Genomic DNA, 15,634 nt, shown 5'->3' with positions numbered 1-15,634 from the left:
CTGAGACACTATGATTTCTGTAGTCAGCTGTCAATAGACTTCTTCTGCTGTAGTCAGTAGTACGCTGACGGCGACAACCTCACGGAAGGGATGTACGTGACAGAGGCGACGGCGCAGCGCGTCAGGCCGGCGGGCGACCCGCTCCGCCGGGCGCTCGAACTGCTCGGGGACCAGTGGACGCTGCTGATCCTGCAGAGCCTCTTCCTGCGCTTCCGTCGCTACGAGGAACTGCGGCTGCGTCTCGGCATCTCCCCCACCGCGCTTTCCGGGCGGCTGCGGGAAATGGTCGACGCGGGCGTGCTCGTCCGCACGCCCTACCGGGACGCGCGGCGCACCCGGCACGAGTACCGGCTCACCGAACGCGGCCTCGACCTGTGGCCGCTGCTGATCTCGATCTGGGCCTGGGAGCGGGAATGGGTCGAAGGGCGGCGCGCCGTCCTGCCGACGCTGATCCACCTCGACTGCGAACTGGCCACCTCGGCGCCGCTGGGCTGCGCCTCCTGCGAACGCCGCGTCGACGCCCGCGACGTCCGCGCGCGACGGCTCGACGACACCGGCGTCGTCGAAGCGACGGCGACGAAACGCTTCCGCCGCAAGGACGCCGAGTCCCTCGCGGGCGATCCGCTGATGTTCTTCCCGGACACCATGGAACTGCTCGGCGACCGCTGGTCGACCGGGCTCGTGGTGAGCGCGCTGCTCGGGGCGCGGCATTTCTCCGAGTTCGAACGGGAACTCGGGATCGGCCCGAGTGTGCTGTCGGGACGGCTCAGCAAGCTCGTGGACGTCGGCGTCCTGCGGACCGGCGTTGCGAAGACCCGCACCGACGCCCACGACTACCGCCTGACGGCGAAGGGGCTCGCGTTCTTCCCCGCGCTCGCCTTCATCGCCGAGTGGTCACGGGGGTTCGAGGTGCCGGGGCAGGCGCCGGACATCACGCTGGATCACGTCGACTGCGGTAACCGGCTGAAGCCGATCCTGCTGTGCGACCACTGCTGGCGGCCGCTGCTGCGGAGCCGGATCCGGTTCGGCGGACCGGTCCAGCTGCCCACACCGTCCAGGTGACGTAAATCGACTCGCCAAGCCGGTCCGTTCCTGACAGGCTGGCGTGGTCACACGTCGTCACCTCGGAGGTAGTAATGACTGAACCGGCACCGTCCCCAGCGGATGGCGAAGAGGACGACACCAAGCGCAAGTTCCGCGAAGCCCTGGAGCGCAAGCAGGCCCAGGCCCGTTCCGGTTCGGCCCACGAAAGCGGCGGGGCGAAGAACCTGCACGCCCACGGTCCGGCCGCGAACAAGCGCACCTTCCGTCGCAAGAGCGGCTGAGTCCCGGCCCCCAAGTGCCATGAAAGGTCCTTTCCTTGCGAATTTCGCAAGGAAAGGACCTTTCATGGCGTTACGGGACGAGCCCCTACACCGTCAGGATCGAGCGCAGCCCGCCCACCTCGGTCATCCGGCGCTCGGCCAGCCGGTCGGCCGCCGTCGCCGGTGGCACACCGTCGGCCTTGGCCAGCGCGAACACCGCCTTGGTGGTGTCGAAGATCGCCGTGGTCTTGCGCTTCGCCCGCGCGAAGTCGAAGCCGTGCCGTTCGTCGTCGACCTGGATCACGCCACCGGCGTTGACCAGGTAGTCCGGCGCGAAGAGGATGCCACGGTCGTCGAGCTGCTTGTCGACGCCGGGGTGCGCGAGCTGGTTGTTGGCCGCGCCGCAGACGATCTTGGACCGGAGCAGGCCGACGGTCTCGTCGGTGAGCACCCCGCCCAGCGCGCACGGCGCGAAGACGTCGAGTTCGGTGCGGATCAGGGTGTCCAGGTCCTCGACGACCTCCACCCCGGGGTACGCGGCGCGGGTGCGCTCGATCGCCGCGGGCGACACGTCGGTGATGACCACCTGCGCGCCCGCCTCGATCAGATGCCCGACCAGGATGTGCCCGACCTTGCCGACCCCGGCGACGCCGACCTTGCGGCCCGCGAGGTCCGGGACGCCCCAGACGGCGTCCGCGGAGGCACGCATGCCCTGGTACGTACCGAAAGCGGTGAGCACCGAGGAGTCGCCGGCGCCGCCGTTCTCCGGCGAGCGGCCCGTGACGAACTCCGATTCGCGGGCGACGATGTCCATGTCCTGCACGTAGGTGCCGACGTCGCAGGCGGTGATGTAGCGGCCGCCCAGTGACTGGACGAACCGGCCGAAGGCGCGCAGCAGCGCTTCGGTCTTGTGCTTGGCGGGATCGCCGATGATGACGGCCTTGCCGCCGCCGAGGTCGAGCCCGGCGAGCGCGTTCTTGTACGCCATCCCCTTCGACAGGGCGAGGACGTCAGCCAGCGCGGCGTCCTCGGACTCGTAGGGGTAGAACCGGGTTCCGCCGAGCGACGGCCCGAGCGCCGTCGAGTAGATCCCGATGATGGCCTTCAGGCCGGTGGCCTGGTCTTGGCAGAAGACGACCTGTTCATGGCCGGTACCTTGGCCGAACACTTCCGTCACTGTGGTGACTCCTTGTCCTGGAGTGCACGCTGCTTGTGGCTCACGTGCGAAGTTCCTGCAACAAGGCACAATCCCCGACGAAGGTCGTCCGGCGGCGACGGTGCCACATCGCAAACCTAGATCGCCCCGGCCCGTTCGCCAAGCCGGGGGGCGGGCCGTCTCAGCCGTTGACGACCTCTTCCAGGACGCGGAGCGCGGAATCGAGCTGAGTGTCGGACAGATACGGCGCCGGTCCGAACCTCAGGTACGCGCCGCGGCTGTCGGTCCGGACCCCGCGCCGGGCGAGGGCGGCCTGCAGCGCACCGGCGTCGGCGCACTTCAGGGACAGGAAGCCGCCGATGCGGTCCAGCGGCGTCTCCCGGTCACGCGTGATGACGGCTTCGGGCAGGCGGAGCCTGTCGAAACCCTCGGCGAGGTAACCGACCTGATGCCGCGACACCTCCCGCAGGAACTCGGGCGTGAGCCCTTGTTCGGCGAAGAACCGGAAGACGCGCGCGCCCCGGTAGTGGCTCGTCGGGTCGTAGGTCGCGCCGGCGAACCTGTCCGCTCCGGAGGCGTAGGCGACCTCGCCGGGACGGCGGTCGTCCGCGAGCGCACCGAACTCGGCGTACCAGCCGGTGACGACCGGGCGCAGTTCCTGCGCGTGCGCGGGCATCCGCAGGAAGCAGTTACCCTCGCCGAGCTGGAGGTACTTGTAGCCGCCGCCGAGCACCCAGGCGTTGGTGAGCCCGAGGTCGTGCAGCGAGAACGGGACGACGCCGAGCGCGTGGTAGGCGTCGACGACTAGGTTCACCGACTGCTTGAGACAGACGTCGGCGAGGTGGGCCAGTCCCGGCACGAGCCGGGAGGTCTCGAACAGCACGGCCGAGACGAGTACCGCGGCCGTGTCTTCGGTGACCTCGGCGGCGACGCGTTCGGCGAGCGTGGCGACCGGCGTCACGGGGACGCGGATCACCTCGACACCTTCCTCGGCCAGCCGTGCCAGCTGACGGCGCAGCGTGTGGAACTCGCCGTCGGTCGTGACGATCCTTGGCCGTCCGCGCAGGTCCATCGCGGACAGGAAGCGGATCACCAGGTCGTGGGTGCTGGCACCGAGCGCGATGGCGCCGTGCGGGTCACCGAGCAGCGCACGGAACCCCGCCCGCATCTCCTCGGCCTTCGCGAAGGCCCGGTCCCACTTCGTGTCGACCTCTTCGGCGGCGTCGGCGAAGGCTTCGAGAAGACCTTCCTCCGCGACGTCCGGCCAGGCCTGGTGCGAATGTCCGGTCAGCAGGATCCGGTCCGCCACACCGAATTTCGTGTAGTGCGCCGCGAGCGCGTTGGGGTCGCGGCGGAGTTCGCCGAGGTTCGTCACAGCCGGCTCCGCACCGCCCAAAGGTCCGGGAACATCGGAGAGAAAAGCGTCGTACGCAGGTAATGCGCGCCCGACGACCCCCCCGTCCCGGTCTTGTCTCCGATGGTGCGCTCGACCATCTTCACGTGCCGATACCGCCACTCCTGCATCCCTTCGTCCAGATCGACCAGGTGCTCCGCCACGACGGACGGCCCGGTGTCGTCGCGGTAGACCCGCAACAGAACCTCTTGGAGCGCTGGAGAGGGTTCGAGTGGCTTGGTGACATCGCGCCCGGTCGGGACGTCGTATCCCTTCACCGCCAGGTAGGCGGTGAAGGAATCGAAGAGCGACGGCCGTGACATCGCGCCCGCGATCTGGGCACGTTGCTCACCGCCCTCGGGGTAATGCGCGAACACCCGCTCGTCCCGGCGGCCGAGAACGGCCTCCAGTACGCGGAACTGAGCCGACTGGAACCCGCTCGAAGCGTCGAGTCGCGCCCGGAAACCGGTGAACTGGCTCGGAGTCATCGTCTCGAGCACATCGATCTGCGCGACCACCACCTTGAAGATAGTCAGAATCCGGCGCAGTGTGCGGACGGCGTGAGCGGTGTTACCCGCCTCGAGTTGCTCCTGCAGGTAAAGCGCCTCGTGGAGAACTTGTTTGAACCAAAGTTCATACACTTGGTGGATAACGATGAAGAGCATTTCGTCGTGCTCGTCCGACCGCGGATGCTGGGCGTCCAGCAGTTCGTCCAGCGAAAGGTAGGACGTGTAACTCAATGCGGCCTGTGTTTCGTTCATGGTTCGGTCACTCCATCGAAGTGGCGCTGCGCCGCCGGGGCCAGCGCCTGGTAAAGATCATGGAACAGCTCGACCGCGGCCGCCCGGCTCGGCGGAGCCGGTACCAGCCCGACCGGGAGTTCCGGGTCGAGCGACGGGAAGGCGCGGAAGGTGTGCGTCAACCAGGTTCGGACCTGGAACGCTTCGGCGTCAGGCAGATCGCCTGAATATCCGCCGAAATCTCGGACGAACGCGTCGTAACGCGCGGCGAGGCCGTCGAGGTTCCAGGCCCGGCCGGCGAAGCGCCGGACGTCGAGCGCGGGCGACGGGGTGCCGAGCATCAGCCCGGCGTATTCGGAGACGTCGAGTTCGGCCAGCAGGGTGAGCACCTCGGCCTCGCGGTCGTGCGGGGCGATCCAGGTGCCGTCCTGCACCGGGCCGAAGCCGAGGAAGCGCAGGCGGCGGACCAGCCGTTCCCGTGCCTGACGGCGGCTTTCCGGAATGCTCTGCCACAGCACGGTCCACTGCCCGACCTCCCGTTCGCGGCGGCCGAGGGAGAAGATCCGGCGGTCGCCGTCCTCCAGCAGCGCGATCGTGCGGCGGGTCAGCGAGTAGTGGACCAGCCGTCCCGCCTTGTGCCGGGCGAGCAGGTCGCGGCGGGCGAGCCTGGCCAGCGCGATCCGCGCCGCGCCGTCGGAGAAGCCGAGTCCGGCCAGCACGCCGACCAGGCCGCCGGACCAGACACGGCGGCTCTCGCGTGGCGACACGTAGGTGCCGAGCAGCGTCATCACCAGCTCCTGGGGAGCCGGGTCGCCGTGGGGCGGGGGCGATGCGGGCATGGGCGCAACTCTATACACCTCAGGCCGCTGCGGTGTAGCTTGATTCGGGTGACGTACTTCGCGGATTTGAGCTCGCGTCAGGTCGCGGCGCTCGCGTCCGACGAGCGTGTGCCGGTGCTGCTGCTGCCGGTGGGCGCCGTCGAACCGCACGGACCGCACGCGCCGCTGGGCACCGATCCCCTGATCTCGCGGGGGATGTGCGAACGCGCCGCCGCGCGGCTGGCCGGTGATCCCGGGGTGCGGGTGCTGATCCTGCCCGAGGTGCCCTATGGCGTGACGCGGTTCGCGGCCGGGTTCGCGGGCGGCATCTCCGTCGGCGAGGAGACCCTGCACGCGCTGCTGACCGAGATCTGCGGCGCGCTCATCGAGCAGGGACTCACCCGGATCCTGCTGGTCAACAACCATTTCGAGCCGGCACAGCTGGCCGTGCTGCGCCGGGTGGCGGAGACCGCGGGCGTCGGCTTCGTCGACCTGGTCCGCCGCCGGTACGCCTCGCGTCTCACCGACGAGTTCCGTTCCGGCGAATGCCACGCCGGGCGGTACGAGACGTCGCTCGTGCTCGCCGACCGGCCCGATCTGGTCGACGCCGCGATCCAGCGCGAGTTGCCGCCGGTCCACGTCGACCTGGCTCGCGGCGGGGTCACGGATTTCGCGTCGGCCGGGATGACCGAGGCCTACTGCGGCACCCCCGCCCAGGCGACCGCCGAAGAAGGCGAAGAGACCTTCTCGGTGCTCACCGACATCCTGGTCGAAGCGATCCGGGAGCTGGCATGACCTTCAACCTGGCGACCCATTTCGTCGACCGCCTCCCCGCCGGGCGGACCGCGTTGCTGTGCGGCGACGAGGAAGTCACCTACGGGGAGCTCGCCGCCCTGGTGAACCGGGCGGGCAACGTGTTGCGCGATCTCGGTGTCCGAAGTGGACAGCGGGTCCTGCTGGCGTTGAACGACAGCGTCGAATTCGTCGCCGTCTGGTACGCGGCGCAGAAGATCGGCGCCGTCACCGCCGAAGTCTATTCCTTCCTGCAGCCCAAGGATTACGCGTACTACCTGAACTACACCGAGGCCGTGGTCGTCGTCGCCGATTCCTCGACGCTGCCCGCGCTGCGCGAGGCCGGGGCGCGGAACCTGCTGGTGGTCGGCGATGCCGTGCTGGAGCCCGGCGAGCACTCGTTCGCCACGCTGGCCGCGTCCGCCTCCCCCGCTCTGGAGGCCGCGCCGACCACACTGGACGACGTCGCGATCTGGAAGTTCACCACCGGCAGCACCGGTTCGCCCAAGGCCTGTGTGCATCCGGCGCGGAGCGCGCTGGAGAGCTTCGAGCGGTACGCGCTCGGCGTGCTCGATCTGCGCGAGGACGACCGCGTGCTGGCCGTACCGAAACTGTTCTTCGGCTACGCGCGCGATCTGACCGCGCTGTTCCCGTTCGGGGTGGGCGCGTCCGGGATCGTCTTCCCGCAGCGCAGCACCGCGAGCCTGCTGTTCTCCCTGATCGAGCGCTACCGGCCGACGATCCTGGTCAACGTGCCGACCATGATGAGCGCGATGATCGCCGATCCGGCGGCGGCGGGTGTGGACATGAGTTCGCTGCGCCTCGCGACATCGGCGGGCGAGGCGCTGCCGTCGGAGCTGCATCGCAAGTGGGACAACCTGTTCGGGGTCCCGGTGATCGACGGGATCGGCTCCTCTGAGGCGTACCACATCTATATCTCCAACACCCCCGGCGCCCAGCGGATCGGCAGCCTCGGCCGCGAGGTCCCCGGCTACACCGCGCGGATCCTCGACGAGACAGGGGAAGCGTTGCCGGACGGGGAGATCGGCACACTGGAGGTCACCGGGCCGACCATCGCCCGCGAGTACCACGGCGACCCGGAGAAGACCGCCCGGACGTTCCACGGCGACACCCTGCGCACCGGCGACCTGTTCAGCCGCGACACCGACGGCTGCTTCCACCATCACGGCCGCGCCGACGACCTGCTGAAGGTGTCCGGCGTATTCGTGGCGCCGAGCGAGATCGAAGACTGCCTCATCGGTCATCCCGCCGTCGTCGACTGCGCGGTGGTGGGCGTGACCGTCGACGGCCTGGTGGTCCCGCGCGCGTGTGTCGTACTGGCCGAGGGCGCTTCCGTCACGGCCGAGGAACTCCGGAATCACGCGCGAGCGCAGCTGGCGAAGCACAAATACCCGCGCGAGGTGGTGTTCGTGACCGGACTCCCCCGCACCGCCAATGGGAAACTCGATCGGCGCGCGCTGCGCCGGGTGGAGGCGCAGTGAGCAGGATCGTCGTCGTCACCGGCGGGACACGCGGGATCGGCGCGGCCATCGCCGCCCGGTTCCGGGCCGCGGGTGACCGGGTGCACGCCCCCGGCCGGGCCGACTGCGACGTCACCGACGAGGACGCCGTCGCGCGGTACTTCGACGAACTGGGGCCGGTGGACGTGCTGGTGAACAACGCCGGGATCTCGGCGAGCGCCCCGCTGGCGAAGACGTCGCTGGACCAGTGGCGTACCCAGTTCGAGGTCAACGCGACCGGCGCTTTCCTGTGCACACGGGCGGTTCTGCCCGGGATGCGGTCCCGCGACACCGGCCGGATCGTCACGGTCGCCTCGACGGCGTCGCATATCGGCTACCGCTACACGGCCGGCTACACCGCGTCGAAACACGCCGCCGTCGGGCTGATGCGGGCCACCGCCGCCGAGGTCACCGGTACCGGCGTCACCGCGAACGCCGTCTGCCCGGCCTTCGTGCGCACGGATATGACAGCCGCCTCCGTGGCCCGGATCAGGGAACGGACCGGCCGGGACGAAGCCGACGCGGAGGCCGCCCTCGCGGCCGCGTCGCCACTCGGCCGCCTGCTCGAACCCGACGAGGTCGCCCACGCGGTGGCCTTCTTCGCGGCGCCCGAAGCGGCCGCGATCAACGGACAGACACTCGTCCTCGATGGAGGTGGGATCCAGTCATGAGCCCGTTCCGCGCCACGCCGCCGATCACGGCGAACTGGGAGCATTTCGAGTTCACTGTGGACGACGGCGTCGCCACGGTCACCTTGGACCGTCCCGAAAAGCTGAACGCGCTCACCTTCGACGTCTACGCGGACCTCCGGGATCTGCTGGCCGAGTTGCCGCACCGCGGCGACGTCCGGGTGCTGGTCGTCACCGGCCGGGGACGCGGGTTCTGCTCCGGTGGCGACGTCGAGGAGATCATCGGCGAGCTGCAGAAGATGGAGTCCGCGGAACTGCTGGAGTTCACCCGCATGACCGGTGCGGTGGTGAAGGCGCTGCGCGAATGCCCCATCCCGGTGATCGCCGCGGTGAACGGGGTCGCGGCGGGCGCGGGTTCGGTGATCGCGCTGGCGAGTGACTTCCGGCTGCTGGCGTCGTCGGCGAAGTTCGCGTTCCTGTTCACGAAGGTCGGCCTCGCCGGTGCCGACATGGGTTCGGCGTACCTGCTGCCGCGACTGGTGGGGCTGGGTCGCGCGACGGAGTTGCTGATGCTGGGCGACAAGATCGACGCCGCGCGGGCCGAGACGATCGGGCTGGCTTCGAAGGTCGTGCCCGACTCCGACCTGGCTTCCGAGGCTACGACGTTGGCCCGGCGTCTGGCGGATGGGCCGGCTTTGGCTTACGGGACAACGAAAGTGCTGCTGACGCGGGAACTGGACATGGACCTCGGGAGTTCCATCGAGCTTGAGGCGATCACGCAGGCTTTGCTGATGACGGCGAAGGACCACGGCGAGTTCTATGCGGCCTGGAGCGCCGGACGCGCGCCCCGCTGGACCGGCCGGTGAACTCTTTCCCGCGTTTAGTCGGCTAAATGCGATCCGGGGCGGCTCCCAGTAACCGTTCGGCCAGTACCCGGCATCGCTCCCCCAGTTCGGCCGGCTCGATCACCTCGAACGCGTGCCCCAGCACCACCACGTGCATCAGCAGGAAGTCGAGGTCCCCGGCCCCGCTCACCACCTCGCACCGCGAAGGACCCCGTTCCCGCACCACCGCCGCCGACGCCGGGATCTGTGCCCGCACCACCGGAGCGGGCGCGTGTACCAGGAATCGCGCTTGGTGCCGGTAGACGCGGCTGGCGATGTTCTCCTGCACGTAGGCCGCGGCGTCGGGAGCCGGCCGCGGGCGGAATCGCCACGTACGCGCGGAAACCCCGGTCATCCGGTCGACGCGGAAGGTCCGCCAGTCGGAGCGATCGAGGTCGTAGGCGAGCAGGTACCAGCGCCGCCCGGAAGCCACCAGCCGATACGGCTCGACCCGGCGCTGCGTCAGGCCCGAGGACGACGGATAGCCGAAGCCCGCTTCGACCTCGTCGCGGCAGGCACGCGCCAAGGTCATGAGGACGTCGGGGTCGATCGGCGCGCGGCTTCCGTCGAAGGAGACGACCGAGCCGGACAGCGCGCTCACCTCGTGCCGCAGCCGGGTCGGGAGCACCCGGTCGAGTTTCGTCAGCGCCCGGAGCGCGGCGTCCCCGCTGCCGGCGCCGGCGAGCAGGGAGACGGCGGTGGCGATCGCCTCCTCGTCGTCGAGCAGCAACGGCGGCATGTCGTGGCCGGGGCCGAGCTGGTAGCCGCCACCGACACCGTTGCTGGCCGCCACCGGAAAGCCGAGCGCGCGCAGCCGTTCGATGTCCCGCCGGATCGTGCGCGGGGTGACGCCGAGCCGCTCGCCCAGTTCGGGCCCGGTCCACACCGCGCGCTGCTGCAGGAGCCCGAGCAGGGTGAGCACCCGCTCCGTCGTCCCTAGCTCGTCCTCCATGTCACCCACCGTCGCAGAGGTAGCGGACCGATCCTGTCCGCTAGGCATGTCAGAGTAGTCCCATGAACCGAAAGAGCCGCGAAATCCAGGTCACCTTCGACGCCCTCGACCCGAAGGCCCTGTCGACCTTCTGGCGGGACGCCCTGGGGTACGTCCACCCCGGGCCGCCGGGGGTGGAGGTGCCCGAAGGCACCGACCCGCTGGACGTGTGGGCCGAGTTCCTCGAACGCGTCGGCGTGCCCGAGGATCAGCGCAACACCCGCTCGGCGCTGGAAGATCCCGCCGGGGAGGGGCCGCGGATCTTCTTCCAGCAGGTGCCGGAGGACAAGATCGCCAAGAACCGCGTCCACCTCGACATCCGTGCCGCCCCCGGGCTCCAGGGCGACGAACGGATGGCGGCACTGGAAGCCGAGTGCGACAGGCTCGTCGCGCTGGGGGCGAAGCGGATCCAGCGTTTCGAACCCGAGCAGCCGCTGAGCCTGGGCTTCATCGTGATGAACGACCCCGAGGGCAACGAATTCTGCCTGGACTGAGCCTTTCACGCTCGTGAGTGGTAATGACGGTTCTAACCCTCATTACCACTCACGAGGCTCGACGTGCGGCCGCCTCAGACCGTGGTCACGGCGATCGCGTTGTCCTCCAGCGATCCGAAGTACAGCGTCCCGGCCCGCTCGCGAACGCCGACGAGCACATGGAACCCGTCGATCTCCCCGCGCAGTTCGTGGACCTGCTTCCCGTCCGGGGTCACCCCGCGCACCCCGCATTCCCGCGCGGGCGCGGGCTGCAAGGCGGTCGGCAACGCCCGGACACCGGCCCGCAGCGGCGCGGGGAGCTTCTGTATCAAGGAGAGCGCGGGCACCTTCGGGCTGGCGATGGTGATCCAGATCAGCCCATCGCTGCCGGTCGAGATGTTGTCGGGGTAGCCCCACAGATCGTCGACGAGGACATCGCGTTCGCCCGCCTTGGCGCCGGTGAGCCACACGCGCGAGACCCGGTACGCGCCGGTCTCCGCGACGGCCACATAGGACTCGTCGGGTGGCAGCGCGACGCCGTTGGCGAACTGGAAACCGTCGGCCAGCTGCTCGATCTTCCCGTCCGGGGTCCGCCGCAGCAGACGGCCGCCGCCGGTCTGCTCGATCAGGTCGTCACGCCATTTCTCGATGCCGAACCGCCGCGACGAATCGGTGAAGTACACCGAACCGTCGGAAGCCACGGCGGCGTTGTTGCAGAACACGAAATCGAGCCCCACCGCAGAAGTCGCCAACGTGGTCACGGGACCACCGGCGAGCGGCATCGTGAGCAGTCCGGCCTTCGCGTCGCAGATCAGGAGGTCGTCGCCGAAGAACTCCAGGCCGAGCGGACGCCCGCCGGTGTCGCCGAGGACGTCGATCCGCGAACCGTCCGGTGCCACGCGGAGCACGCGCCCGTCGTCGACACCGGTGTAGATCCGCCCCTGATCGTCGACCAGGACGTCCTCGGGACCGTGCCCGTTGACCGGGATGACCTTGACCTCGCCGAACGTCATCGCGTTTCTCCTCGTGTCGCGGTGCGGGACACTAACGGTAGGTGAGCAGTTCGGCGGCTTCCGCCTCGAAATGCGGATGTTCGTTGAACGACAGCATGGTCACCCCGCCGCGGCCGGACACCAGTTTGGTGATGCCCGCGTTCACGGTGACCCGGTTCAGTTTCAGCAGCCCGGCCTCCGGCGTGCCCATGAGCACGCCGCAGACCGTGGCGATGACCCCGCCGGAGCTGAAGACGACGGCGTGTTCGCCTTTGCCCAACGACGCCACGACATCGGCCAGCGCGGCCTCGACCCGCGCCAGGAACGCGGGCCAGGTTTCGGCGCACGGGCTGTCCTCCCCCGCCGAGACCCAGGCGTTCAGCGCGCCGTCCAACGCGGCTTGATACGCCCGCGAATCGGTCTGCTGCACCCCGGCGGCGTGGTACTTCGCGATGTCGACGTGGTCGTACTCGTTCCAGCGCTCGTCCTCGACGACGGCGATCCCCGAACCGAGCACCTTCAACGCCGTCGCGGCCGTGTCCCGTTGGCGGGCCAGGGTTCCGGACCGCGCCTGGGTGAACTCGACGCCGCGCCGCAGCAGTTCCGCACCGGCCACAGTGGATTGTTCGAAGCCGCGTGGCGAGAGCTGGTCGTAGTTCTCCGCGCCGAACGAGGCCTGTCCGTGGCGGACCAGGTAGATCGCGCCCACCTACGCGTCTCCCTTCGCGATGATCCGGCGGCAGCGCCCGTCGAGGTAGCCGACGAACTGCCACAGATCCTTGAAGGCGGGGTTGTGCGTCTGTCCTTTGTGGAACCGGAAGTAGATCTGCTGGATCACCACGGCGAGCCGGAACAGACCGTAGACCTCGTAGAACGTCCAGTCGCCGATCTCGAGCCCCGACCGCTCCGCGTACCGCCGCACGAACTCCTCGCGTGTGTACATCCCCGGCACGTGCGTCGGCTGACGACGGCTGAGCTTCATCACGTCGTCGTCATCGCCGGACACCCAGTACGCGAGCGTGCTGCCCAGTTCCATCAGCGGATCGCCGAGGGTGGCCATCTCCCAGTCGAGGACGCCGACGATGTCGAGAGCGTCGTCGAGCACCAGGTTGTCGAGCCGGTAGTCGTTGTGGATCAAGCAGATCTTGACCTCGGACGGCTGGTTCTCCGCCAGCCAGGCCATCACTTCGGCGCAGTCCGGGACGTTCTCCGTGCGCGCCTTGCGGAACCGCTCGGACCAGCCGCGCACCTGACGCTCGACGTAGCCGGCGCCCTTGCCGAGGTCGGCCAGCCCGGCGGCCTCGACGTCGACGGCGTGCAACTCCAACAGCCTGTCGACGACCTTGCCGCACAGCTCGCGCGCGCCCTCCGCCGAGAGTTCGAGATCAGCGGGGAGATCTCCGCGCAGGATCAGGCCTTCGAGCCGTTCCATCACGTAGAAGTCCCCGCCCAGCACGGTTTCGTCGTCGCAGAAGGCGAGAACCTCGGGCACGTAGGGGAAGACCGGCCGCAGCCCCTGCTGGACCCGGAACTCGCGGCGCATGTCGTGCGCCGACGCGGCCTTGTGTCCGGCGGGCGGGCGCCGCAGGATCAGCTCCCGGTCCGGATAGGTCAGCAGGTAGGTGAGGTTCGAGGCCCCGCCGGGGAACTGGCGGACGCCGGGCGGCGTGTCACCGAGCCCGGGCACCCGTGCGGCCAGCCAGCGGTGCACCGCGGCGGGGTCGAACGAGTCCTCACCGCGTACCTCGACGGTCTTGTCCGCGGCCAGGGTCATGCGAACTTCTTCAGCACCGACGCGGGGATGAACCGGAACACCCTCGCGAGCACGCTCCACGGCCACGACGGAACGAACGCCTTCGCCCCCTCGGCTTCGATCGCCTTCACCATCGCCTGCGCGCCGGGTTCGGCCTTCGTGCCGAGCGGGACCTTCGAGATGTCCTCGTTCATCTCCGATTCGATGAACCCGGGCAGCAGCGTGGTGACCTTGATCGGCGTCTTCATCAACTCGATCCGGGTGCCCTCGGCGAACGCCCAGATGCCCGCCTTCGAAGCGGCGTACGCGGTCAGGTTGCCGGGGAAGGCGCGAAGCGCGGAGAAGGAGGACACGACCACGAGGTGGCCGTCCTTCTGTTTGCGGAAGATGCCCACAGCGGCCTCGATCTGGGCGGCCGCCGCCAGGAAGTTGGTCTGGAGGGTCTGCCGGTTGGCGTCGAACCGGCCGGAGCCGATGGGCTGGCCCTTGCCGAGTCCCGCGTTCACGATCACGCGATCGAGGGATCCGAGTTCCTCGCGGAACTCCTCGAAGACGGTGAAGACCTGGTCGTGATCGTTCACGTCCAGCTTCCGGGTGACGACGGTGATTCCGGGATAGGCCTTCTTGAGTTCCGCGGCGAGGGTGTCGAGCCGGTCCAGCCGCCGCGCGGCCAGAGCCAGATTGCGGCCCCTGGCGGCGTACTGCCTGGCCATTCCTTCGCCGAGTCCGGAGCTCGCCCCGGTGATCAGGATGTTCTTCCGCAGGACCATGTCTGGAGCGTACCCGTTGGTAACAAGTCCGGCGCCCCTCGGACAGGGGGCTGCCCCCGACGCCTGGGGTTCGCCGGGGGCAGCCTGTCCGAAAGGGCTCTACTTCACCTGAAGCAGCTTGTTCGCGGTGCCCCCGGTCGGGTTGCTGATCTTGCCGTCGGCGGCCGCGGCGACCAGGCCTTCGGCGACCTGGGCCGGGGTGGCGTCAGGGTGGGCCGAGAGGTAGAGCGCGGCAGCGCCGGCGACGTGCGGCGAAGCCATCGAGGTACCGCTGATGGTGTTCGTGGCGTCGTCACCGGTGCCCCACGTCGAGGTGATGTCGACACCCGGCGCGTAGAGGTCCACGACCGAACCGTAGTTCGAGAAGCTGGCCTGCTTGTCGGTCTTGTCGCTGGCGGCCACCGTGATGGCCTCCTTGACCCGGGCCGGGGAGGTGGTGCCGGCGTCGGCGGACTCGTTGCCCGCCGCGAGCGCGAAGGTCACGCCCTTCTCGATGGCACCCTTGACCGCCGCGTCCAGGGCGTCGTCCGCGCCGCCGCCCAGGCTCATGTTGGCGACCGACGGGCCCTTGGCGTTCGCCGCGACCCAGTCGACACCGGCGACGACACCCTCGGTGGTGCCGCTGCCGTTGGCGTCCAGCACGCGGACGCCGACGATCTTCACGCCCTTGGCCAGGCCGTGCTCCGTGCCACCGATGGTGCCGGCGACGTGCGTACCGTGACCGTGCTCGTCGTTGGGGGTGTCGTCATTGTCGACGAAGTCCTTGCCGCCGGTCGCGCGGTCCCCGAAGTCCTTGTGCGAGCCGCGGACACCGGTGTCGATGACGTAGGCGGTGACGTTGTCGGCCTTCGTCGGGTAGGTGTACTTGGTGTCGAGCGGCAGGTCCGCCTGGTCGACGCGGTCCAGGCCCCACGACGGCGGGTTGTCCTGGGTCTCGCTGATCTTGAACGTCTTGTTCTGGACGACGTAGGCGACCTGCGGGTCGGCGGCGAGACGCTTCGCGGCGGCCTCGTCGGCCTTGATCGAGAAGCCGTTCAGCGCCGAACCGAACGTGCGGGAAAGCGTGGTGCCGTACTGACCGGTGAGGCCCTGCGCCTTGGCGGCGACGTTCGCGGTGACCTCGTTCGCCGCGGCCACCCCCTTGCCGACCGCGGTGGGCTTGAGGACGACGATGTAGCTGCCGCCGACCGCGTTGGCCGCACCCGCGCCGCGGATCTCGCCCTGCTGGTCGGCCTGGGCCGCACCCGCGCCGAACGTGGCGACCGCCGCGGTCACCCCGGCGAGGGCGACCCCCGCCATCAAGCCGCTCCGGGTCTTTCGGGACTTCAGGTTCTTCCGGGACTTGCTCACTGGTTCCCTTCCTGCCGCGCCACGTGCGATCACCCGGGAGGATGATCGTTGCTGAGAGCCATGCAAGCC

General features: G+C 69.3%; 17 protein-coding genes. 7 read left to right on the top strand and 10 right to left on the bottom strand.

What is annotated here, in order from left to right:
- The first annotated feature begins 96 nt into the window (after nt 1-96).
- Nucleotides 97-1,062, top strand: a complete 966-nt coding sequence (locus L324_RS23870) for a winged helix-turn-helix transcriptional regulator (protein WP_037312923.1) — start codon at nt 97-99, stop codon at nt 1,060-1,062.
- A 74-nt stretch (nt 1,063-1,136) separates the two neighbouring features.
- Complete coding sequence (locus tag L324_RS23865) at nt 1,137-1,325, top strand: DUF5302 domain-containing protein (protein ID WP_037312797.1); 189 nt, start codon at nt 1,137-1,139, stop codon at nt 1,323-1,325.
- Between the two features lie 85 nt (nt 1,326-1,410).
- Here the strand turns inward: L324_RS23865 and L324_RS23860 are convergent, their stop codons facing one another.
- The 4 genes from L324_RS23860 to L324_RS23845 all read right to left on the bottom strand — a co-directional run bounded on the left by L324_RS23860 (nt 1,411) and on the right by L324_RS23845 (nt 5,432).
- Nucleotides 1,411-2,481, bottom strand: coding sequence for a Glu/Leu/Phe/Val family dehydrogenase (locus tag L324_RS23860; protein ID WP_037312794.1), 1,071 nt, complete (start codon nt 2,479-2,481; stop codon nt 1,411-1,413).
- A 160-nt stretch (nt 2,482-2,641) separates the two neighbouring features.
- Nucleotides 2,642-3,835, bottom strand: a complete 1,194-nt coding sequence (locus L324_RS23855; protein ID WP_037312791.1) for a kynureninase — start codon at nt 3,833-3,835, stop codon at nt 2,642-2,644.
- Nucleotides 3,832-4,614, bottom strand: coding sequence for a tryptophan 2,3-dioxygenase (locus L324_RS23850; protein ID WP_037312788.1), 783 nt, complete (start codon nt 4,612-4,614; stop codon nt 3,832-3,834). The genes L324_RS23855 and L324_RS23850 overlap by 4 nt, the downstream gene beginning before the upstream one ends.
- Entirely contained in the window at nt 4,611-5,432 is an 822-nt protein-coding gene (locus tag L324_RS23845) for a PaaX family transcriptional regulator (protein WP_037312785.1), read from the bottom strand. Before L324_RS23845 ends, L324_RS23850 begins: the two co-directional genes overlap by 4 nt.
- A gap of 48 nt (nt 5,433-5,480) precedes the next feature.
- Between L324_RS23845 and L324_RS23840 the strand changes: the two genes are divergently transcribed.
- From L324_RS23840 to L324_RS23825, 4 genes are read left to right on the top strand one after another with little or no spacing between them, the layout of a single operon-like run.
- Nucleotides 5,481-6,206: a creatininase family protein gene (locus L324_RS23840; protein ID WP_037312782.1), complete on the top strand. Its 726-nt coding sequence runs from the start codon at nt 5,481-5,483 to the stop codon at nt 6,204-6,206.
- On the top strand, nt 6,203-7,705 hold the full coding sequence (locus L324_RS23835) for a benzoate-CoA ligase family protein (protein WP_037312779.1): 1,503 nt from the start codon (nt 6,203-6,205) through the stop codon (nt 7,703-7,705). Before L324_RS23840 ends, L324_RS23835 begins: the two co-directional genes overlap by 4 nt.
- Nucleotides 7,702-8,394 carry an SDR family NAD(P)-dependent oxidoreductase gene (locus tag L324_RS23830; protein ID WP_037312776.1) on the top strand — a complete coding sequence of 231 codons (693 nt, stop codon included), beginning with the start codon at nt 7,702-7,704 and terminating at the stop codon, nt 8,392-8,394. The genes L324_RS23835 and L324_RS23830 overlap by 4 nt, the downstream gene beginning before the upstream one ends.
- Complete coding sequence (locus L324_RS23825) at nt 8,391-9,218, top strand: enoyl-CoA hydratase family protein (protein WP_037312773.1); 828 nt, start codon at nt 8,391-8,393, stop codon at nt 9,216-9,218. The genes L324_RS23830 and L324_RS23825 overlap by 4 nt, the downstream gene beginning before the upstream one ends.
- 22 nt (nt 9,219-9,240) lie before the next feature.
- Here L324_RS23825 and L324_RS23820 read toward each other — a convergent pair whose 3' ends face one another.
- Nucleotides 9,241-10,188 carry a helix-turn-helix transcriptional regulator gene (locus L324_RS23820; RefSeq protein WP_037312770.1) on the bottom strand — a complete coding sequence of 316 codons (948 nt, stop codon included), beginning with the start codon at nt 10,186-10,188 and terminating at the stop codon, nt 9,241-9,243.
- A 62-nt stretch (nt 10,189-10,250) separates the two neighbouring features.
- Between L324_RS23820 and L324_RS23815 the strand changes: the two genes are divergently transcribed.
- Entirely contained in the window at nt 10,251-10,721 is a 471-nt protein-coding gene (locus L324_RS23815) for a VOC family protein (protein ID WP_037312767.1), read from the top strand.
- A gap of 74 nt (nt 10,722-10,795) precedes the next feature.
- Here the strand turns inward: L324_RS23815 and L324_RS23810 are convergent, their stop codons facing one another.
- From L324_RS23810 to L324_RS23790, 5 genes are all read right to left on the bottom strand, one after another.
- Nucleotides 10,796-11,713: an SMP-30/gluconolactonase/LRE family protein gene (locus L324_RS23810; protein ID WP_037312764.1), complete on the bottom strand. Its 918-nt coding sequence runs from the start codon at nt 11,711-11,713 to the stop codon at nt 10,796-10,798.
- Between the two features lie 31 nt (nt 11,714-11,744).
- Nucleotides 11,745-12,401, bottom strand: coding sequence for a histidine phosphatase family protein (locus L324_RS23805; RefSeq protein ID WP_037312761.1), 657 nt, complete (start codon nt 12,399-12,401; stop codon nt 11,745-11,747).
- The gene (locus L324_RS23800) at nt 12,402-13,466 is read right to left on the bottom strand and encodes a phosphotransferase family protein (RefSeq protein WP_037312758.1); all 1,065 of its coding nucleotides are present in this window, start codon (nt 13,464-13,466) and stop codon (nt 12,402-12,404) included. It abuts the gene before it with no gap.
- Nucleotides 13,463-14,215, bottom strand: a complete 753-nt coding sequence (locus L324_RS23795; RefSeq protein WP_037312756.1) for an SDR family oxidoreductase — start codon at nt 14,213-14,215, stop codon at nt 13,463-13,465. Before L324_RS23795 ends, L324_RS23800 begins: the two co-directional genes overlap by 4 nt.
- A gap of 99 nt (nt 14,216-14,314) precedes the next feature.
- The gene (locus tag L324_RS23790; RefSeq protein ID WP_037312753.1) at nt 14,315-15,565 is read right to left on the bottom strand and encodes a S8 family peptidase; all 1,251 of its coding nucleotides are present in this window, start codon (nt 15,563-15,565) and stop codon (nt 14,315-14,317) included.
- Nucleotides 15,566-15,634: the final 69 nt, after the last annotated feature.

The sequence above is a fragment of the Amycolatopsis orientalis DSM 40040 = KCTC 9412 genome (genome assembly GCF_000478275.1).
Classification (GTDB): Bacteria; Actinomycetota; Actinomycetes; order Mycobacteriales; family Pseudonocardiaceae; genus Amycolatopsis; species Amycolatopsis orientalis.
The sequence above is the reverse complement of the archived record's forward strand: the minus strand, read 5'-3'. Positions and strand labels throughout refer to the sequence as shown.